19 protein-coding genes and 5 tRNA genes are annotated in these 21,646 nt (G+C 25.3%); 2 read left to right on the plus strand and 22 right to left on the minus strand.

Annotation, left to right across the window (positions count from 1 at the left end):
• Positions 1-36 precede the first annotated feature (36 nt).
• The 8 genes from SGLAD_RS03615 to rpmG form a co-directional block, all read right to left on the minus strand.
• Positions 37-528: an LSm family protein gene (locus SGLAD_RS03615; RefSeq protein WP_134297685.1), complete on the minus strand. Its 492-nt coding sequence runs from the start codon at positions 526-528 to the stop codon at positions 37-39.
• Between the two features lie 96 nt (positions 529-624).
• On the minus strand, positions 625-5,058 hold the full coding sequence (locus tag SGLAD_RS03620) for a PolC-type DNA polymerase III (RefSeq protein WP_134297686.1): 4,434 nt from the start codon (positions 5,056-5,058) through the stop codon (positions 625-627).
• Positions 5,059-5,071: 13 nt separating this feature from the next.
• A complete protein-coding gene (gene rseP / locus SGLAD_RS03625; RefSeq protein ID WP_134297687.1) occupies positions 5,072-6,313 on the minus strand; it encodes an RIP metalloprotease RseP in 1,242 nt (413 codons plus the stop codon).
• Positions 6,313-7,446 carry a 1-deoxy-D-xylulose-5-phosphate reductoisomerase gene (dxr, locus tag SGLAD_RS03630; RefSeq protein ID WP_134297688.1) on the minus strand — a complete coding sequence of 378 codons (1,134 nt, stop codon included), beginning with the start codon at positions 7,444-7,446 and terminating at the stop codon, positions 6,313-6,315. Before dxr ends, rseP begins: the two co-directional genes overlap by 1 nt.
• 3 nt (positions 7,447-7,449) lie before the next feature.
• A complete protein-coding gene (locus tag SGLAD_RS03635; protein ID WP_134297689.1) occupies positions 7,450-8,502 on the minus strand; it encodes a phosphatidate cytidylyltransferase in 1,053 nt (350 codons plus the stop codon).
• Positions 8,503-8,504: 2 nt separating this feature from the next.
• Positions 8,505-9,212, minus strand: a complete 708-nt coding sequence (gene uppS, locus SGLAD_RS03640) for a polyprenyl diphosphate synthase (protein WP_134297691.1) — start codon at positions 9,210-9,212, stop codon at positions 8,505-8,507.
• 19 nt (positions 9,213-9,231) lie between these two features.
• Positions 9,232-10,302: an aminopeptidase P family protein gene (locus SGLAD_RS03645; RefSeq protein WP_134297693.1), complete on the minus strand. Its 1,071-nt coding sequence runs from the start codon at positions 10,300-10,302 to the stop codon at positions 9,232-9,234.
• A 49-nt stretch (positions 10,303-10,351) separates the two neighbouring features.
• The gene (gene rpmG, locus SGLAD_RS03650; RefSeq protein ID WP_134297695.1) at positions 10,352-10,495 is read right to left on the minus strand and encodes a 50S ribosomal protein L33; all 144 of its coding nucleotides are present in this window, start codon (positions 10,493-10,495) and stop codon (positions 10,352-10,354) included.
• Positions 10,496-10,647: 152 nt separating this feature from the next.
• On the opposite strand from rpmG, the gene SGLAD_RS03655 reads away from it, so the two are divergent.
• Positions 10,648-11,463, plus strand: a complete 816-nt coding sequence (locus SGLAD_RS03655; protein ID WP_134297696.1) for a lipoprotein — start codon at positions 10,648-10,650, stop codon at positions 11,461-11,463.
• A gap of 91 nt (positions 11,464-11,554) precedes the next feature.
• Here the strand turns inward: SGLAD_RS03655 and SGLAD_RS03660 are convergent.
• The 5 genes from SGLAD_RS03660 to SGLAD_RS03680 all read right to left on the minus strand — a co-directional run bounded on the left by SGLAD_RS03660 (position 11,555) and on the right by SGLAD_RS03680 (position 11,996).
• Positions 11,555-11,643 (minus strand) — tRNA-Leu (locus SGLAD_RS03660).
• Between the two features lie 16 nt (positions 11,644-11,659).
• Positions 11,660-11,735, minus strand: a tRNA-Lys gene (locus SGLAD_RS03665).
• 11 nt (positions 11,736-11,746) lie between these two features.
• Positions 11,747-11,821, minus strand: a tRNA-Gln gene (locus tag SGLAD_RS03670).
• 5 nt (positions 11,822-11,826) lie between these two features.
• A tRNA-Tyr gene (locus SGLAD_RS03675) sits at positions 11,827-11,910 on the minus strand.
• A gap of 10 nt (positions 11,911-11,920) precedes the next feature.
• Positions 11,921-11,996: transfer RNA gene (locus SGLAD_RS03680), tRNA-Thr, on the minus strand.
• 165 nt (positions 11,997-12,161) lie between these two features.
• On the opposite strand from SGLAD_RS03680, the gene SGLAD_RS03685 reads away from it, so the two are divergent.
• Entirely contained in the window at positions 12,162-12,992 is an 831-nt protein-coding gene (locus SGLAD_RS03685; protein WP_134297698.1) for a hypothetical protein, read from the plus strand.
• 461 nt (positions 12,993-13,453) lie between these two features.
• Here the strand turns inward: SGLAD_RS03685 and SGLAD_RS03690 are convergent, their stop codons facing one another.
• The 9 genes from SGLAD_RS03690 to SGLAD_RS03725 form a co-directional block, all read right to left on the minus strand.
• Complete coding sequence (locus SGLAD_RS03690; protein ID WP_134297700.1) at positions 13,454-13,735, minus strand: hypothetical protein; 282 nt, start codon at positions 13,733-13,735, stop codon at positions 13,454-13,456.
• A gap of 38 nt (positions 13,736-13,773) precedes the next feature.
• Positions 13,774-13,896 carry a hypothetical protein gene (locus SGLAD_RS05480; RefSeq protein ID WP_279585900.1) on the minus strand — a complete coding sequence of 41 codons (123 nt, stop codon included), beginning with the start codon at positions 13,894-13,896 and terminating at the stop codon, positions 13,774-13,776.
• Between the two features lie 15 nt (positions 13,897-13,911).
• Positions 13,912-15,780 carry an ABC transporter ATP-binding protein gene (locus tag SGLAD_RS03695; protein ID WP_134297702.1) on the minus strand — a complete coding sequence of 623 codons (1,869 nt, stop codon included), beginning with the start codon at positions 15,778-15,780 and terminating at the stop codon, positions 13,912-13,914.
• Between the two features lie 245 nt (positions 15,781-16,025).
• Positions 16,026-17,330 carry a thymidine phosphorylase gene (locus tag SGLAD_RS03700; RefSeq protein ID WP_134297704.1) on the minus strand — a complete coding sequence of 435 codons (1,305 nt, stop codon included), beginning with the start codon at positions 17,328-17,330 and terminating at the stop codon, positions 16,026-16,028.
• A gap of 18 nt (positions 17,331-17,348) precedes the next feature.
• The gene (locus SGLAD_RS03705; protein ID WP_134297706.1) at positions 17,349-18,269 is read right to left on the minus strand and encodes a lysophospholipid acyltransferase family protein; all 921 of its coding nucleotides are present in this window, start codon (positions 18,267-18,269) and stop codon (positions 17,349-17,351) included.
• A complete protein-coding gene (locus tag SGLAD_RS03710; RefSeq protein ID WP_134297708.1) occupies positions 18,269-18,742 on the minus strand; it encodes a dihydrofolate reductase in 474 nt (157 codons plus the stop codon). Before SGLAD_RS03710 ends, SGLAD_RS03705 begins: the two co-directional genes overlap by 1 nt.
• The gene (locus SGLAD_RS03715) at positions 18,742-19,611 is read right to left on the minus strand and encodes a thymidylate synthase (protein ID WP_134297710.1); all 870 of its coding nucleotides are present in this window, start codon (positions 19,609-19,611) and stop codon (positions 18,742-18,744) included. The genes SGLAD_RS03710 and SGLAD_RS03715 overlap by 1 nt, the downstream gene beginning before the upstream one ends.
• An 11-nt stretch (positions 19,612-19,622) precedes the next feature.
• On the minus strand, positions 19,623-19,943 hold the full coding sequence (locus tag SGLAD_RS03720; RefSeq protein ID WP_134297712.1) for a holo-ACP synthase: 321 nt from the start codon (positions 19,941-19,943) through the stop codon (positions 19,623-19,625).
• A gap of 2 nt (positions 19,944-19,945) precedes the next feature.
• The gene (locus SGLAD_RS03725) at positions 19,946-21,598 is read right to left on the minus strand and encodes a hypothetical protein (RefSeq protein ID WP_134297714.1); all 1,653 of its coding nucleotides are present in this window, start codon (positions 21,596-21,598) and stop codon (positions 19,946-19,948) included.
• Between the last annotated feature and the right edge of the window lie 48 nt (positions 21,599-21,646).

A 21,646-nucleotide genomic window follows, 5' to 3' on the forward strand; every position in this document is an offset into this window, starting at 1 on the left:
CTTACTAAATTTTAACTTTTAGTAAGTTTTTTTAAACTAAAATTTTATTGCAAATCTTATAAATTCAATATTTTCAAATTTTAACTTAACTTTTTTTGGTCTACCTTTAATAAAAAAACTAAATTTAAACTCATCACTTTCTTTTAAATAATCTTCAAGTGTAGCATTAAACTCATCTATGTTTTCAAATTGAATTTTACTTTTTATATAAAAATAACTGTTAATATTATTAATTAATGTTTCTTTTTCTTTTACTTTTCTTTCAGCACCTGCTGAAGATACTTCTAAAATATAAGGCTCTTTTATAACATCATCTTGATCTAAAATTGTTGATATAGACTCATTGGCTGAAACTAAACTATCAAATTCTACAAACTTTTTAGATGTATCTATATTTTCAACAAGTATTTGTAAAATATTAGACTCATGTTCAAAAATTCAGTTTAGTTCATAAAGCTTTAATTCATTTATTTTTAATGTTTCTAAAATTTGATTAAGATATTTCTTTTCAACGATTTCTTTTGACATGCTTACCTCTTTACTTACTAATTTTACATTATTATATCAATAGTTTAAAAATCAAAAAAAAGTTTATTAGAATAAAACTTTTTAAAAAATATTAAATTAAAAATTAAATGAAAGTTGTTCATCATCTCTTAAACTTTTTGTGATTTTTAAGTTTTCAAACATTTTAATATGAGTTTGAGTAACTTGAGTTCTTTGTTTTAAATCATTAACACTAACAATTTGCTTGTTTTCTCTTGCTTTAACAATTGAATTTGCAACAGCTTCTCCTAACGAATCTAAAACATTAAATGGTGGATAAATTATTTTATTATTATTTTCATCTACTATAATTTTAAACTTCATTGCATCAGATATGTTGAAATCAATATTTTTAATTGTTATATTTCTTTCAAACATTTCAATAATAACTTCATAAATTGATATCATCGCTGTTTCTTTTGCGCTTAATTTTTCTTTATCATTAATCTTTTGTTTTAAATTTTCTAATCTTTTTTTAACAGCATCTTTTCCATTTACTACACTTTCAATGTCAAAAAAATCAGCTCTAGTTGTAAATCAAGTAGCATAATATTCTTCGGGATAATAAAGTTTGAATCACGCCACCCTATAAGCCATTAGAACATATGCAGTTGCATGAGCTTTCGGGAACATGTATTTAATTTTTAAACAACTATTAATGTATCATTCTGGAACATTATTTTGTTTCATCAAATCAATTCATTCAGTTTTTAAACCGTTACCTTTTCTAACACTTTCCATAATAGCAAAACTAGTTGAAGCATCAAGATTTTTATTCATTAAATAAACCATAATATCATCTCTACAACCAATTACAGTAGAAATATTTGCAACTCCTTCTTTAATAAGGTTTTGAGCATTTCCAACATAAACATCAGTTCCATGACTTAATCCTGAAATTTGTACTAAATCTGCAAAGGTTTTTGGTTGAGTTTCTTTTAACATATTTTTAACAAATGCAGTACCAAACTCAGGCAAACCAATTGCTCCTGTAGTTTCACCATTTAAATCTTTTGGATTTAGACCTAATGATTCTAGATTTGAAAATAAAGAATATACTTTTTTATCATCAGTTGGGATTGTAATAGGATCAACACCTGTCAAATCTTGAAGCATTCTTAAAGCAGTTGGATCAACGTGTCCTAAAATATCCATTTTTAAAAGATTGTCATGAATTGAGTGAAAATCAAAATGTGTAGTTAATCAATCACTGTTATTATCATCTGCTGGAAAGTTTACTGGGGTAAAATCTTCAATTTCATACTCTTTTGGTAAAATTATAATTCCACCAGGATGTTGTCCTGTTGTTCTTTTCACACCTGTTGATAACTCAGCTAATCTTTCGATTTCTGCTTTAGGAACATTATTCATATTTTTCTTTTCAAAATATCCAAGAGTATAACCAAAAGCGGTTTTTGCAGCAACTGTAGAAATAGTTCCTGCTCTAAATACATTATTTTCTCCAAAAATTTCTTTTGTAAAGTTATGGGCAACTGGTTGATAATCACCTGAGAAATTTAAATCAACATCAGGTACCTTATCTCCATCAAAACCTAAAAAAGTTTCAAAAGGAATATCATGACCATCTCCAATTAATTTTTCATTACAATTTGGACAAAATTTTTCTGGTAAATCATATCCGCATTTATATTCTAGAGGTGTATTAAAATCAGAATATTGACAATTTTTACAACGATAATGCGGTTTTAAAGGATTTACTTCTGTTATTTTTGCAACTGTTGCTACAAATGAAGAACCAACCGAACCACGACTACCAACTAAATAACCATCTTCATGTGATTTTTTTACTAATAAATGACTAATTCAATATACAACCGCAAAACCATGCTTAATAATCGAATGTAATTCTTTTTCTAAACGTTTTTCAACAATTTCTGGTAGATTTTGACCATACATTTTCTTAGCATTTTTATAACATTCTTCTTTAAGCATTACATCAGCATTTTCAATTTTTGGTGGATAAGAACCTGACTTAATCGGTTGCAAGTCAAGTTCGCATTGATTTGCAATCAAGTTAGGATTTGTAACAACAATTTCATAAATTAATTCACTATCTTCAAGTCATTTAAACTCTTCTAGCATTTCATTTGTTGTTCTTAAGTGTTGATCTGGGTTATTTTTTACTCTTTGCTTAAAGTCGTATAATGGATGATATTTTCCACCAAGACCTTTTGTATTTATATAAATATCTCTAATAATTTTAGTTTCAGGATTAACATAATGAGAATCACTTGTAGCGACTATTATTTTATTTTCTTCTTTTGCTATTTTTATTATTTTTTTTAAAATTGTTTTTAATTGATCGTAATTCAAATCACCAGTTTGGATTAACTTTGTATAAACACTAAGTGGTTGAATTTCAATATAGTCTAATTCTTTAATTGAGTTTCTTAACATTTTAAATGTTCCAGTTCTTGCATTTTCAAAGACTTGACCATTTACACATCCACTTCCAATCAATATATTATTATTATCTTTAAATTTTAAAAGTTCTGATTTAAATATTTTTGGACTATTTAAAAAACTTTTTGTGTGTGATAAAGAAATAATTTTATATAAATCTTTAATTCCGGCTTGGTTTTTTGCTAAAACATTAATGTGATAACCTCGAGATCTATATGAATTTTCATTTTTGTATTTATCATTTTTAAATTTATTTCAATCAGAATCTAAATCGATTGTATGATATTTTTTAGCACCACTTCACATATGCTCAAAAACATTTGTTAAGACTTCTGCATCATAATCAGCACGGTGAGCTATTTTTTCGTCATATAAAATACCATATTCTTTTGCTACACTTCCAAGTCTGTGATTTTTAAGTTGAGGATTAACCAGTCTTGCTAATGTTAAAGTATCAATTACAGTATTTGTTAATTCACCATAACCAAATTTATTTGCACATACTTGTAAAAAATTAAAGTCAAAGTTTGCATTATGAGCAATTAAAATTCCATCTTGAATTATTTCCATAATGTTTTTAAATTCAATTTCAATTGAGTTTTTATCTTCAAGCATTTCATTTGTAATATTTGTAAGCTCTGTTGTAAAACTACTTACTGGTTTTTTTGGTTTAATTAAAATATCGTATTTCTTCGAGGTACCTTTTGCATAATCATATACATTTGCACCAAATTCTATAATTTCATCAAATTCAGGAGATAATCCTGTTGTTTCTAAGTCAAAAACAACGAACTTAGATTCTCTTAATTTTTGATTTTTTGGATTTTTAACCACTCAATAATCATCTTCAATAACAACTATTTCACTACCATATATTAATTTAAGTTTTTCATCTTGATTTAAATTTCTATTTATTTTAGTGATTTCATAAAAAGCATCAGGAAAAGATTGAACATTTAAGTGATCTGTAATTGCAATCGCTTTTCAATTTCATTCTTTAGCAGTTTTAATATAGTCACTTACATGACTTACTCCATCCATTACACTCATTTTTGTATGAGTATGTAGTTCTACTCTTTTATTTTTTGCATCATCAATTCTTGAAGTTTTTTTTGATTTAATTTTTTGAAAACTGTCTATGTAAAAAATAAGTTCGTGATCATAAGTTGAATATGTGTAATTACCATTAACACTTATTCAATCACCTTTGCGAATTATTTCATTTTCCATCCCAACTAAAATATTTTTATTTTCTTCTGTTATTTCATCAAATAAGGTTGGATTATTGTTTTTACAAAAATAAGTACAAGTGATTGAACTCGTACCATCACTAACTATTAAAGTATAAATATTTCGATTAGCTCTACTTACTCTAAAATTTTTAGAAATAACTTCTCCGTGAACTGTAACATTTTTTGCGTTTTCTTCTAAATCTACTATTCTTTCATATGATGGTGTTTCATGAATACTTTTTTTAGATCTAAATTTATTTTTAAATGTATTTTGTGAAACTTCTTTTTTTGGTTCAATGTCATACACAACTTTACTTGCTTGTTCATAGACTTTTTTAACTTCTTCAATAGTATTTATGTTTAAATCATTGATTGCTTCAACTTCAAGATCAATATTTTTAAAACCATATTTTATTAATTTATTTTTATAATATTCTTTATGTTCAATTAATAAATCTCTTTGTGTTTGATTTTCTGCTAAAAATTTTACTAACTTATACTCTTTAAAATATTTTACAGTTGCAGCACAAACCGTTTTAATAGCTCCAGTTTTTACTTTTGCTTTTGAGTCTTTTATATATTCAATATAATTTCAAATTAAATCTTGGTTATAATTTTGGTTTTCAACAACTAATGATAATTTACATGGAATTTGATTATTTGCTAATAAATTATCTTCTAAGTATTTCAAAATATTTATTGGTAAAAAGTCTTTTAATTTAATACAAATTTTTATTTTTTCAGAAGTTTTAGAAAACTCAGCATCAATGATTTTTGCACCTTCAAAATAAATCATTTCAGTTTCATCAAAAAAAATGTTTAGATTTTCTAAAAAATTCTTTAAATCATTATGCATTTAATCACCTCTGCTATCGTAAAAAATCAAGCAATGTAACAACTATAAATAGTCCTAACATCAAAATTGCTCCTATTGAGTAAATTCATATTTTATATTTTTTAGAAAGATCTTTTCTTATTATCATTTCTATTAAAATTTCTACTGTTTTATATCCATCTAATGGAGGAATAATTAAAAAGTTTAAAACAAATAAGTTAGCACTTAGCATAGCGACATAAGAAAAAAATGTTCTTGCATCACCAAGCATTGTTGCTGTTTGGGTTGCTATTCCAACTGGTCCTGTTAAATTTTTAAATCCTTTTGTAAAAATTGATCCAAAGCTTTTTAAAATATTTAATGATTGATCAAAAGTTTCTTTTCATCCTGCTCCATAAGCTTCTATTCTTGAAGAATAAAATCTGGTTGGAGCCATTATGCCGACTGCTAATTGTTTATTACTATATAAATCACTTGTAGAATATTCTGTTGTTTTTATTTGTTTATAGTCATCTAAAACTTTGCCATCATATTTATTAACTTTTTTATATGAAAACATTATTTTTAAATCTTCTTTATTTTCAATATCTTTATTAGATTTTAAATCATTCAAGTTGTTTATAAAATTATAAACAATCTTAGTGTAAGTTGGCGCTTGTAAAGAGTCAGAATCTTGTATTTTTTCGCTATTCAATTCTGGATTACTATTATCGATATTATTAAACAATACTTCTTCATTATTGATTAATTTTCAACCTCAAATAACATAAGTTTGATCAATAACAACTTCAGGATTAGTTTTTTGTTCATTTTTTAAAATTAATTTTTCTGCAACTGCATCTTTTTGAAATTTTTGTCCAAAAAAATCCATATCATTAGTTTTAGACTGAGTTGCTGCAAAAATTGTTGTGAATATAAACAAAGCAATAAACAAATTCATTAAAGGACCAAAAATTAAAAAGAAGAATTTCTTTCATCTTGCAATGTATTCCATTTGTCTTTCTTTTGGCACAACTTCATCTTCACGATCACTTGGGGGTTCAACTTTATCAGAAGCAATTGAACAATATCCACCAAGAGGAAACGCTCTAATTGTAACTCAAGTTTCTTTTCCTTTAAATGTAAATAATTTAGGTCCAAACCCAATTGCAAATTCATACACAAATGCTCCTGACAATTTAGCAACAATACAATGACCAAGTTCATGCAAAGTAATTAGTATTAAGACAACAACTATACCAATTAAAAAGCCCAGTAAAAACATTCCTGTTGACATTATTTTTCTCCTTCAATTAAATCTATTGTTAATTTTCTAATTTTTAAATCATAACTAACTATTTCATTATAATTATTGTAATTTATTTTTTCTAAACTATTAAATATTTTATTAACTATTTGTGTTATTTGATAAAAACTAATTTTTTTATTTAAAAAAGCTTCAACACATACTTCGTTAGCTGCATTTAAACCAATTGCTTTAGAATTAAATCCTTCAATACATTCATAAGCCATTTTAATTGGTATAAAACGGTTTGAATCAATTTTTTGTAGTTCTAAATTGATTAAAGTACTAAAATCTAAATTTTTTTGATTTTTAAATGGCATTCTATTTGGATAAAATAAAAAATAATTAATAACTTGTTTCATATCCGGAACTGAAATTTGTGCTTTTATTGATCCATCATTAAATTCGACCATAGAATGAATCAAAGAAGCTGGATGAATCAAAACTTCAATATTTTTGTTTGCAAATAAATAAAAAGCTTCTAGAATTTCAAATGCTTTATTGAGCATTGTGGCACTATCAATTGTTATTTTTGAACCCATATTTCAGTTTGGGTGATTTAAAGCGTCTTGTAATGTTACTTTTTTAGTATCATCTAATGTTAAATTCCTAAAAGGACCTCCAGATGCTGTTAAATATATTTTACTTACACAATTATTTTTTTCTAAACATTGAAAAATAGCACAATGTTCAGAATCTAATGGATATACTTTTGCTTGTCTTTTTTTAGATAATAAATTATTAATAAGTTCTCCTGCAACAACAAAACTTTCTTTATTAGCATTTAATAATATTTTTTCTTTTTCAATAGAGTTTAAAGTAATTTTTAATCCAAAAAAACCAGATAAAGCATTAACTACAATATCACATTCATCTAAAATCAATAATTCAATGTCACTAGTTATAAACTTAATATGCTGATATTTATTTTCAAAATCAATTAAGCGATTTGTAGAATAAACAACTTTTATTGATTTAAAGTTGATTAAAATATCATTTAATTTGCTCACATTTTTACCAATAGAAATGGCTTGAAGATTAAACTTATCTTGATGTTCTTTTAAAATTTCTAAGGTTTGTTGACCAATGTTTCCAGAAGCTCCAAATAAAACTATATTTTTCATAAATTATCCTATTGAAATAACTATAAAGAATAATACAAATAATGAAATTATTATTGAGTCTAGACGATCTAAAACTCCACCATGTCCTGGAATCAAGTTTGAATAATCTTTAATGTTAACAACTCGTTTTACTCATGAAAAAGCTAAATCTCCAAATAAACCAATAATTGGAAATATTGCAGCCAATAAAACATATATTAAAAATTCAATAATTGGTTTATTAAGTGATTCGATTCCTACATTCAATGGCTTAAAACTATTTAAAGAAGGAATGAAATAAAAGATTGCAACATAACCAATTCCAAATAAAAATGCAATTGTAAGTCCAAAACCAGCTCCTTCTCAAGATTTTTTTGGACTAATTTTTGGAGCTAATTTTGTTTTCCCTCAAGACATTCCTCCAATATATGCAAATGAATCACCAAGAATTATCATTACTCAAATTCATAAAATTGTATTAAATGAAAACATTGGTGTTTTTGAATCTAATAAATCCAAACTAACAATAGAATAAGTTTTCATTGCAATGATGATAATAAAATTAAATAATAGATTAATTAATGTATTTTTTATAGCAATATTTTTATACTCAATAGCTCCTAAAATAACATAAATTAGTGTAGATAATGATAAAAATAAAGCAAAATGTCAAGGTTGTAATCAACTATATAAATTCATTTCTAAATAAAATGAAAAGTTATATAACTTTGTTGTAATTGGAAAAATGTACAAAACTAAAGCAAGAGATATTAAAATTACTTGATAGTATCACTTTTTAAATCCTGTTGCTTTATTAATTTCATATGAACCAAAAGCACAAATGATCATTGTAAATATAATTGAAAGATAGCTTCATATTATAAAATTAGACACTTCATTCAAATAAGTGTATAAAGCACCAGAAGTAATATAAAGAGCAAGTATTAATAATAATACTACTGAAGAAATTAATCTAGTTCTGAATGTTGCTTTTCCTTCTTGAGTTTTAAAGTGATTTACCCTTTTTTTTGAGTTATTCTCATTTGTATTATTTTGATCAATACTTTTGTTTTGCATAATTACTCCTTAATTTGTCCAAATCTACGGTTTCTATTATTATATTCTTTAATTGCACTTTCAAAATGATTATTATTAAAATCAGGTCAAAAAGTTTTTGTAAAATAAAATTCTGCATAGGCACATTGTAGTAGTAAAAAATTACTAATTCTTTGTTCTCCCCCGGTTCTAATTAAAAGATCTACAGGAGGTTGATTTGCTGTGTAAAGATTATTATAAATATCTTTAAATTCTAAACTATTAATTACTTTTTTATTAACTACATAATCATTTAAAACATTTTTAACACTATTAACTAATTCTTCTGAACTTCCATAATCAAAAGCAATATTTAAAATAATATCACTTTGATTTTTTGTTTCATTTTCGAAATTTTCGATTACTTGTTTACATTCAATTGGAACTTTATTTCTTCTACCAATTCAACATAGTTTTATTCCATTGTCTTGATATTTTTTTAAATTTTTTTTAGAAAATTCATTTTTTGGAAAGTTCATTAAGTATTTAACTTCTTGTTCTGGGCGATTTCAGTTTTCTGTAGAAAAACAAAAAAGAGTTATATGTTTGATATTATTTTGTTTTGCATACAAAACAGTATCAAAGATTTTTTTCATCCCTTCTTTGTGCCCATAAGTTCTTGATTTATTTTGAGCTTGTGCTCATCTTCCATTTCCATCAAGAATTATAGCAACATGGTTTAAAGGTTTCAAAACATAACTCCTTTTCTATTTATTTAGTTTTAACAATTTGTAATTCTCTAAATGGTGTTGTTAAAAATTCATAACCATTATCTGTAACAAGAATATCATCTTCTATTCTTACTCCTCCAACTCCTGGTATATAAATTCCTGGTTCAACTGTTACACACATTCCACTAACTAAGGGTGTACTATCTGCTCCTGAATTGTAAGGTGCTTCATGAATTTCAATTCCTAATCCATGACCTGTTCCATGAGTAAAGTATTGAGCATAACCTTTATTTTCGATGTAATCATAACAAATTTTATGAATTTCTTTACCTAAAACTCCAGGTTTAATTGCTTCAATTCCAGCTTGTTGTGCATTATAAACAATTTCATAAATTTCTTTTAATTTTTGATTATTATCATTTCCTAGTGCAAAAGTTCTAGTTTGATCTGAAGCATAACCATTGTAATAACAACCCATATCAAGAGTTATAAAGTCTCCTTCTTTTAAAATTCTTTCTCCTGGAACCGCATGTGGTTTACTTCCATTTTCTCCACTTGCAACAATTGTATCAAAGCTTAATTTTTGAGCTCCATGTTTTAAAAAGTTATCAGAAACAAATCTTGCTAATTCAGTTTCACTCATTCCTGGTTTTACAAAATCTAAAACATCTTTAAAAACTTGATGAGTAATATCACAAGCTTTTTTGATTTGAGTAACTTCTCATTCATCTTTAATCATTCTTACTTTTTCAAAATCATAAACTTCAATATTTGCTTCAATTCTTTTTTCAAACATTTGTGCTTCTTTTACAAATACTCAATCAGATTCGATCAATACTTTTTTGATATTTTCTTGTTTAATGACTCTATTGATTGATTCAAAAACATTTTTAAATGTATCTAATTCATCAACATTTATTAGCATTTCACTTTCTCTGGCAGCTGTTATATATCTTCCATCTAAAAATAAGTAAGTTTTTGCTTTAGTATGAATTAAATAACCAAGACTTGAAGGAAATCTTGAATATCAATAACGGTTTTGTGGAGAATATAGTAATATGGCATCACTATTTGTTTCTTCTAAAATTTTATTTAATAATTCTTTTTTCATATCAATTTACCTCTCTTTAAAATAAAAATAAGAATGTGTAATCACATCCTTATTTTTTTTGCTTATGTACTTGATGTGCATTACATTTGAAACAATGTTTTTTTACTTCGATTTTATCTTTTCTTTTATCGTTTTTTGCAATGTAATTTTCTTCTTTACATGTTGTGCAACGTAAAATAACTCCTTCACGCATATTAATGTCCTCCTTTAATTTAATAGAAATTCATAGTGTTAAGCAAAATAATAATATCAAAATTTAAGGTGTTATTGTAAGTTTTTTTTAAAATCATAAAAAAAATTAATAATTGTGTGTAAAATAATATTAGTGATTTTAGGAGTGATTAAATGAAGAAATTATTAAGTGTATTGAGTGCAACAGCGCTTGTTGGTACATCTTCAATTTCTGTAGTGTCATGTAATATGAAAAATTGAAATCAATTTAGTGATTGAATTAAAAATGAAGATTCTTTTGTTTTATATCTTGGTGCAAAAGATTGTGAATATTGCAATAAATTTGAAGATGATTTAGCTAATTTAAAAGACATAAAAGGTGAAGATTTTGTAGCTAATAAATTTGACTCATTAATTAAAGAATATAAAAATACTTTATCAATTGAAGGCGATAATATTAGTAAAGATGAAATCTCTGGTTATGGAGATGCTATTAAATCTGACAAAATTGATTTTAGAGAATATGTAATTAATGAGAAAAAAGATAACTTTAATGAAAAATGAAGTAAAAAACTTTGAAAATGAGTTATTGATCAAGGTATTGATATTTATTTAAAAGTAGCTTTCAAAGATTATCAAGAAGACTATGATTCATTTTATAAAAAGTTTAAAGCAATTGCAAAAGAAAAAGTAACAAATTACTTTAATGGATCTGATATTAAAGCAACACCAATGTTTCTAGTTATTAGAAATGGCAAATTAGTTTCATGAGTAAATGGTTACAATTCAAATCCATCAGAAACTGCAGTAAGTGGTTTAAACAGTTGATATGAACAAATTAGAATTGATTTTTTAAATGCAACTGTAAGTAAATCAAATTACACAAAAATTAATACTTCAAGTAAAACTGATGAAGAATCTGAAGAAAAATCATCAATGGTTTCATATGACAAAATTAATTTAAATAAATATAGTAATTATATAAAATAAAAAAGGTTTTATAAGTATAAAACTTTTTTTATTTTATTTTAAAAAAAAAAAAAAAAACGTGTCTCCACGTCATTTAATCAAGTCCTAAATATGGTCCCCAGGGCCGGACTTGAACCGGCACGGCCTTTAAAAGCCGCTGGATTTTAAGTCCAGTGCGTCTACCACTTCCGCCACCTGGGGATAAATATAAAAATAATGGTGTCCCGTATAAGACTTGAACTTATGACCCACTGGTTAAAAGCCAGTTGCTCTACCGACTGAGCTAACGAGACGCTAATATAAATGGCTGGGCTAGCAGGATTCGAACCGGCGCATGAAGGAGTCAAAGTCCTTTGCCTTACCGCTTGGCTATAGCCCAATAAATGGTGGGGAGAGACGGATTCGAACCGCCGAACCGTTAGGAGATGGTTTACAGCCACCCGCGTTTAGCCACTTCGCTATCTCCCCATAAAATAAGTGGTGCTGACTAAAGGACTCGAACCTTCGACCTATTGATTACTAGTCAATTGCTCTACCAACTGAGCTAAGTCAGCATTCGTGTCCTTTCAATTTAAGAACCTTTTCAATTATACAAAATTTATTGCTTAAAAGTCAAGAAATTTTTAAATTTATTTTTTTATAATTTAAAGGACAAGATATATAATAACACTATATTTTAAAAAATACTTATTTTTTGAAAAAAATGAAGGAGTAGTTTTATGAAGTTTAATTTTATTGAAAGTTTTTATGATTTTGCAAATATTTTATATTTTGACTTTAAAAATAATTATCATAAATATTTTTTTACATCAAGAAATGTTACAAAGTTTTTTGACGAAATCGAGAAATTAACTGACATTTCAGAATTTCATAATATTATAAAATTTTTAATTAGTAACAAAGAGGAATTTAAGTTAATTGATAAATCAGATGAACATCAAGTTAAAGAGTCAATTGATGAGTTTATTGATATTTTAATATCTTTAAAAAATATCTATAGTATTTTAAATGATAACAGATTATCAAGACATCAAACAAGTATTGAAAATTTAAATTTAGAAGATGAAGATGAAGAAGCTGATTTTGTTTATACTTTAATTTATTTTGCCAAACACTTTAGAGATATAACTTTAAATGATTATAAAAAATCTCCTGTTTTCTTAGTATTAGACAACCCTATCAATAGATTTTATAATTTTGTAAAAAAAGATAGCAACTTTTTATTTGAAGGGAATCCTCTTGAAATAAGCGAAAGCTGACAAAAATATATGTTTTTCTTTAATGAAAACGATATTTATACTTTTCTTCCTTGTGAGCATAAATATGAGGATGACTATGCACAAGTTTATGAAGAATCAATTCGATCTACATTTAGTGATTTTAGAAGTTTGTATTATATCTTTAATTTTTCTTTAAAATTTTTAATATTATCAACTGTTGAAGATGACCTATCACAAATAAAATTTTTCATAGAAACATTTCCTGTTAATGTAAAAATATTTGGTTGAGATGATAAAAACTATGATGAAATAGAATTAAAACTTAATTAAAAATACTTTAAATTAAAATACTTGTCTATTGAATAGATAAGTATTTTAATTTTTTATAACTTTATAAATTTTTTCTAACTCATTTGTTTGTTTGTAATTAATTTAATGTAATTGAAATTACTTCCAAAGTTATTAATAATTGATGAATTGGCTATCAAAAGTTCACTAACTAAAGATTCTTGATCATCTATTATTTTAAAAATTTTTACTTTATAAGTTATAAGTTTTTAATGAAAATACACTTATTTTTATTTTTGGTGGTTCAATAATGAGAAAAAATTAAGCACTTCTATAATTGCTCCTTGAGAAATAACTGCAATTAAAAATACAAATGGTAAAAATCCAATAAATAATGATAGAATAAAAAAGTTTAAAAAATAAGCTCATATTCTTTTATTTACTTTATCAAGTTCGTAACTAATTTTATATTTATCAGCGTTTGTTTGTAAATTTATTATATATTAATTCTTACTAATTAGTTCTTCTCAACTATCCAATTCGATGTTAAATTTTTTTGCTTCTTCTATATAAAAATTTTTAAAATCAATATTGCTTAGATCATTTTTTAAATTTTTATGTTTTAAAATATATATTCCACAAATTAAAATCTTTATCGATTTTAAAACATAGTATAAAATTGTAGATATTAATCCATAATATAGCAAAATTATACATGCAAAAATAAAATTACTAATATTGCTTGGAAATTTTTCATTTGATATAATTTTTACTTTTTCAATCACAAAATATGAAGAAGCACACAAACCAATTAATAATAATATTAAAAACTTATAATTGTAATTGTTAAATTTTTTTGATTATAATTTTCATCTAAATTTTTTAATTTTTTTATTGGTAAAACTTCTTCGAAATTTTTTAAGTTATTTCTTTCTAAATCTTTCATTCAATACATCTTTTTTTAATTAACACCAGCATCATGAAGATTTTTAAAATGACCATCAATGCTAATCAATTCTTTATACGTTCCAGACTGAACAATTCCCTTTCCTGGTGATAAAACATATATTTTATCTACGTTTTTTATTGTTGTTAATCTATGAGCAATAATAACAGAAGTTTTATTAATCATTAACTCATTTAATTGCGCTTGAATTTCTTTTTCAACAATATTATCTAAAGCACTTGTTGCTTCATCTAAAATTAATAATTCTGGATTTTTTAAAATAATTCTTGCAATTACAAGTCTTTGTTTTTGACCTCCAGATAATAGCAATCCACGCTCTCCTAAAACTGTGTTATACCCTTCTGGCCAACTGGTAACGATTTTATCAATTTGAGCTTTTTTACATGCTTCATGAACTTGTTCGTCAGTAGCTTGAAAAAAACCATATCTTACATTATCATAGACATTTCCATAAATAATTTGAGGTTCTTGTTCAACATAACCAACATGTTTAATATATGATTTTAAATTTAAAGTTTTTAAGTCTTTGTTATTTATTAAAACACTTCCAATAGTTGGATCATAAAATCTCATTAAAAGTTTTGAAATTGTAGTTTTTCCACTTCCAGTTTCACCAACAAATGCATAACTTTTTCCTTTTTCAAAAACTAAGTTAATATTATCTAAGATGTTTACATTTGGTTTTTCTGGATAATTAAATTTGATATTTTTAAATTCTATTAAATTAATAGATTGATCAAAAATTACTCCATCTTCTTCATTATCAAATAAAATTGGTTCTTTTTTAATTACTTCATAAATTTGTTGAGTAGAAGCACCAGCTCTTGAAATTCCTGGTACTAAAGCTGCTATTTGTCACAAAGGTCTTGTCAAAATTATTGACGCTGAAGTTATTGGAATTAAGATTGACAAAAATCTTTCAATATCATTATTTCCATATAGTAAAATTGCAGTTATTAAAACTAAAATGTTACAAATTATATCAGAAGCTACAAGTGTTGCAAACATATGACCATCTACTCTTGTAATCGGTTTAAATGCATTAATATAAGGCCTGTGAATCTCTCTAATTCTTTTTTCTTCATAAGTTCTTGTTGCTGTTGATTTTATTAACTTTATGACCCCTAACCTGTCTATTACATCTCCATTTATTGAAGAAATAACTTCTCTAACTTTTTTATTTCTTTTTTTATAAGTTGATGAAAAAAAGAAAATAACTATTGTTAATAAATAAACTACTGCAATTGAAGTTGCAGCTACTTGTAAATCTATTAATAAAATACTAATTGATCCAAAAACTAATACAAAAGGAACTTGAACTCCTCAAATTAATATACCAGGAATCTCATTTCCAACAACATTAGTATCTCCAACTACTTTTGTCATGATTTCTCCAGTTTTTTTATCACTATAATATGAAATATCTTGATTTAATAATCTTTTAATTATTAGCAAACGCATTTCGACTTCAAGACGAACACCAAGTTTTAAACCTGTTATACTTCTTCAATAAGTTGTTAAATACAATAAAATTAAGTTAATTACACAAATTATCATTCAACCTCAATATGGAATATCTCAGTAATTATGGCCTCTATTTGCCAAATCATATAGCACTTGTTGAATAGTTATATTTATCAAATATGAATTTGCACTCATCAATATTGAATTAATTAATACTATTACAATTAAAAAATAAAAATAACCACCAAATTTATGTCCTAAAATAAATATTACTCAAATAAGTTTAAGCTTATTTTTTTCTTTTGCTAATTTTAATAGTTTATCGACTGCTTCTAGTTTTTTTTCTTTACTATTTTCTTTAACTTTTTCACTTTCTATTGATTCGTTATTTTTTATCATAAATACCTTTCTTTTATTTGTTATTATACATTATTAAATATTATTAAAACAAAAAAAGCACTCTGGGCGGAGTACTTATTTAATCTAGGAAAGGCATATTATATTATTTTTTTTAAAATAAATATGTTTATTTGATAGGGCTAAACAAACATTATGGGCTAATGATTTAACCTATCCCAGACATTCTCATTATAGAGTAAATGACTGATAAATGCAATATTTTTTATAGAATTTATTTAGTTGATTTAATCATTTAAAATTAGTTTTAAAATAACTTCTTCTTTATTATATTTATTTGTAATTTCAATAATTTCTAAAGCTTCATTTTTAAACTCTTCTACTTTATTAATATTAGTATATAAAGTCATAATTGTTTGATTTTCTTTAACATACTCTCCACTAGTTTTATTTAAATAAATTCCAGCAGCAAAATCAATTTTATCATCCTTTGTTTCTCTACCAGCTCCTAGATGCATTGATAAATAACCAAGACTATCTGCACTTTTAAATTTAACATAACCTTCAGATTTTGCTTTAATTTCAATAATGTGGTTTGTTTTAAAATTATTGTTATAATCAATAATTTTTGAAAAGTCTCCGTTTTGCGCTTCAATAAAATCTTTTAATAAGTGAGCGGCTTTTTTTGAGTCTAATAATTTAAAAAGTTCTGTTTGTGCTTCATTTATGTCATTAAAAATATTATTTGATACTAAACTAATAGAAGCAGCTGTTACACATAACTCTTTTAAATCTTCAGGACCATTACCATTTAAAGTTTCTCATGCTTCTTTAACTTCAATTGCATTTCCTATTGCTCTTCCTAAGGGTTTATCCATATTAGTTAACATCACACTGACTTTTCTATTAAATTGTTTACCTATATCAATCATTGTTTTTGCTAACAGTTCTGCTTGATCAATATTTTTCATAAAAGCTCCAGAACCAACTTTAACGTCTAATTCAATACTATCTGCTGGTAAAACTAGTTTTTTTGACATGATACTTGATGCGATTAATGGTATTGAATCAACAGAACCAGTTACATCTCTTAATGCATATAATTTTTTATCAGCAGGAACAATATTATCTGATTGACCCATTATAGACATTCCTACAGTATTTAAAATTTCTTTAAATTTTTGTTCGCTGATATTTTCATTTCAACCAGTGCAACTTTCAAGTTTATCAATTGTTCCTCCGGTTTGTCCTAATCCTCTTCCAGATAATTTTGAAACTTTTACACCAAAAAAAGCAACTAAAGGAGCATAAATTAAGCTAGTTTTATCACCAACTCCACCAGTTGAATGTTTATCTGCAAATGGACCTTTAACATCACTTAAATCAAATGTAGTTCCTGAATTAATCATTGCTTTTGTTAAATAATAAGTTTCTTGTTTTGTCATACCATTAAATCAAACAGCCATTAAAAAACTTGCCATTTGATAATCTGGTAATAATTCTGTTACAAAATTATTTATAAGTCAATTTATTTCTGATTCTAACAATTCTTGATTATTTTTCTTTTTATTTATAATTGTTGAAAAGTTCATTTAAATTCTCCAAGTTTTCTAATAATAATAAATATGATTTTTTTTATCATATTTTTTTGCTACTAATTTATCAGATTTTAAATCTACATCTTTGTATTTATCAATATTTTTTTGAATTTCTCTTTTTACAGTTTCAGTTAAAATATTTGTTTTTGCAGAAATAAATTTATTTGGTAACATTGGTTTTCCAAAAATAATTTTTATTGGTAATCTTCCTTTTCTTTTTTCATAAACTTTATATGAATCAATAATTGATACAGGAATAATTGGAGCATATGCCATTTGTGCTAATTTCATACTTGCACTTTGAAATTCATTCATTACAGGACCTTGACTTCTAGTTCCTTCGGGAAATATTACTATTGCTCTTTTATATTCATTTATAAGTTCTTTTGCTTCTTTCATAGCGGCCAAAGCACTTCTTGGACTTTTTCTATCAATTGGAACATTATCAGTTAGATTCATAAAATGTTTAACAGCTTTAGTTTTTCATGACTCTTGTTTTGCAATAAATGAGACTGGTTGTTGTTTACTAAAATCATTTAGAACAATCAACATAAGCGGGTCCAAATTTGATTGGTGGTTTGGCACAATAACTACACCTTTATCTAATCAATTTTCAATTCCTCAAACGTGCATTTCGATATTTGGGATTTTTAAAATTTTAGCAATTTTTTTTCTCATTCAATTATAGCGATATTCTTCTGAGTATGAGTTTGGATCACTTTTGATTCTTTTTGTCATTTTTTTTGCTTTAGAAATCATTCTTCATAAGCTAAACCCTGACATAAATAGTCTACCTTTGCTTAATACATATTTAAGTTTTGGTTTTGTTTCAATACTTTCTTCTTTTGAAACTATTATTTCGTTTTCAACTGCTTTTTCATTTTGATCCACATGCATAGTTTCATTTTTAATTTGATTTTCTTGTTTTTTCATTAATAAACCCTTTCATATGTTATTACATCAAACTCATCAAATTCTTGAGTTTGAGTTATTTTAAATTTATTTAAATCAATATTTTCAGCAAAAACATCACCTTTATAATCTTTTTTAATAAAACTTACAACTAATTTATTTGCAAACTCCAAAGTACAATCAAATATTTGTTTTCCTCCAATTATTATAAGTTCTTCATCATTATTTTGAAAGTCTTTTAAAATATTTTCTAAATTGCTAGAAATGATTACATCTTTATGCTCAAATTCTAAACCTTTTTTTGTAATTATAATGTTTTTTCGATTTGGTAAAGGTTTAAATTTTAAAGAGTTTCAAGTGTTTTTTCCCATTAAAACTGTTTTATTTCTTGTGAAATTAACAAAATGTTGCATTTCTTCTTTAATATCTCATGGTAATTGTCCATTCAGTCCAATTGCATTATTTTTAGATTGAGCTCAAAGTAAAGTTATCATTAAACAGCAACAGCTCCTTTCAAAATTGGGTGATGGTCATAATCATTTAATTGAATATCATTATAAGTTATTTCAAAAATATTTTTATTTTCAAAATTAATTTTTAAATTAGCTAGTTTTTTAGGCTCTCTTTGTAGTTGAGTGTTAATTTGGTCTAAATGATTTAAATAAATATGTCCATCCCCAATTGTATGAATAAAATAGCGAGGTTTTAAATTACATTCCAAACTAACTAATGTTAATAATAATGAGTAACTTGCAATATTAAAAGGAATTCCTAAAAAAATATCGCCGCTTCTTTGATAAAGTTGTAAATCTAAAAATCCATCTTTTGAAACATAAAATTGAAATAAAGAATGACAAGGAGGTAATGCCATGTTTTCAACTTCCGCTGGATTTCATGAACTTACAATCAATCTTCTTGAGTTTGGATTATTTTTGATTTCATTTAAAACTCATTTAAATTGATCTTTACCATTAAAGTTTCTTCATTGTTTTCCATAAACTGGACCTAGTTCTCCAAATTTATCAGCAAAATCTTTATCATTTTTGATTCTTTCAATAAATTGATTTAATGATTCTCCTTGAAAATCTTTTGATTTTTTAAATATTTCATAAGGTCATTCATTTCAAATATTTACTCCATTATCAACTAAATATTTGATATTTGTATCCCCTTTTATAAATCATAAAATTTCATGTACAATTGCTTTAAAAAAAACTTTTTTTGTTGTTAAAAGCGGAAACCCTTCTCTTAAATCATATCTTGTTTGTAAACCAAATTTTGAAATAGTTCCAGTATTTGTTCTATCATCTCGTTTTTCACCATTTTTTAAGATATCTTTTACTAAGTCTAAGTATTGTTTCATTTTATCTCCTTTTATAAATTTAATGCAACTGCTATAGCGTATTCTTTTTCGTGAGAAATTGATATCTCTATTGTATTTAAATCATTATTTAAAATTACTGGTTTGTTTTTTATATAACCAATAGAAATAGTATTAAAAGCAACATTTTTATTTAAAACTTTAAATATTGCTTCTTTTGCAGCTCACCTACCTGCAACAAATTGTTTTTTTGAATCTAAGTCAATAATGTCGTTTAAAAGATTAAATTCATCTTGGTGTAAAACTTTTTTTAAAAAACTAGTTTCTAGTGAAATTCTTGAAACTTGAACAATATCTGTTCCTATTTTTGCCATTCTTATTCTCCTAACTTAGCAAAATCAAAATAGTGTTGGATTCAATAACCGCTGAATCCTTCATAAGTTTTTCCACCATCCCTAGTAATTCTCGCTTGCGCTGTAGGATTTAGTAAGTCTCAATTATTTTTTAAATCTCTTGTAAAATAAGTATAAAGAGATTGAGTATAACTTAGTTCCATTGATCTTGCAAAATACATATCTGATCAAATCGAAGGTATAAAATTAGGAATTGTTGGATATGTTGAGATTTTATTTACATAAACCATATTTTTTAATAAATTATATGTATCCTCAGGATTTTGCAATACCTCTGCTAACCTTTTATCTGTAGTTTTTGCATTTTCAGAAGATAATGAACTAATATTTTTTAAAAAAGGATTTTTGCTAGCATCATTTCCTGCTCATTCATAAAATTGCTTAAATCTTTCTTTAGTCATAAAACCACTTTTGTCAGTATTATCTTCAATACCATTTTGTGCTTTAAAAGCTTCAAAAGCATTCATAAGTTCAATACTTGTTGTTCGATTAGCATATAGTTCATCTTCTATAATTGCTTTATTTTTTGTTTTTAATTGTTCAATAGAGTTTTGGTTTTCTCCTCCATTTTGTTCTCCTCCATTTTGTTCTCCTCCATTTTGAATGTAAGATTGAGCCATTTTAGAGCTAACAAGCGCCATTTCTGCAACCATTCTTAATAAAATTCTATTATCGTTTGGCATTAATTCAACACAAACAGAAATTGGAATTTTTGCCGGGTTTGTTTCAACATAACCATTTAACATTAATAAAGAATATGTTTCTAAAACTTCTTCAGGCATTTTTGATATTGAATCAACACTAAAACCTTTTTCTGAAAGTTGAGAAAATATTGTAGTCATTGGATTTAAAACATATTTTTTTAAGCAAGCATTTGTAAAAACATAAGAAAAAGTTTTAAAAACAGGTAAACTTACTCCAATTTTATTAGATACAGAATATCGACTGTATGAATTACCTTCTTTTGCCCAATTAATTTTTTGTTCTTCACTTAAACTATTGTAGTTTAAAATACCAAGTTTTTGAGTTTCTGTTGCAAAAAATGGAAAACTAACAATATAGTTAAATCAAATTACAAAAATTAATCCAAAAGCTAAACCGTTAAATCCCCCAAGAATAGCATCAGCTGCTGCATATATTTTTATTGCTCTTAATCTTCTTCTTACAAAGAAGTAAAATATAAAACCAATAAAGTTGATAATAAAAATAAATGCTATGCATGAAATTATATATATACCAAATGAACTAAGTGCTTTTAAAATGAAATTTCCTAATCCATCTCAAGTTAAATCTGGTAATTGAACTTGTTGACCATTTACTTTTGTTCCTTCTACAACAAATTTTAAAAATTGATAGAAAACATCTCCCATTTTTGCACTTGCACTATCAACAAAACCCGGAATTGGGGTTTTATTTCATAATTTCATAATTTCATCAATTAAAGCATTTGCTATTAAAGCTGGAATAAAAGTAATTACTATTACAGTAATCAACTCTAAAAATAAGATATAAAAAGCGGTGAAAAAACCTCTTCTAAGTCCAAACATAAATGAACCAATTAGCATTGAAAGAACAATAATATCATATACTCATCATGGACCTATATTTACAATCATGTTTTTTCTCCTTAACTTTTAAAATTATACCAATAATTAATCTATAAA

The organism is Spiroplasma gladiatoris (genome assembly GCF_004379335.1).
Lineage (GTDB): Bacteria > Bacillota_I > Bacilli_A > Mycoplasmatales > Mycoplasmataceae > Spiroplasma_A > Spiroplasma_A gladiatoris.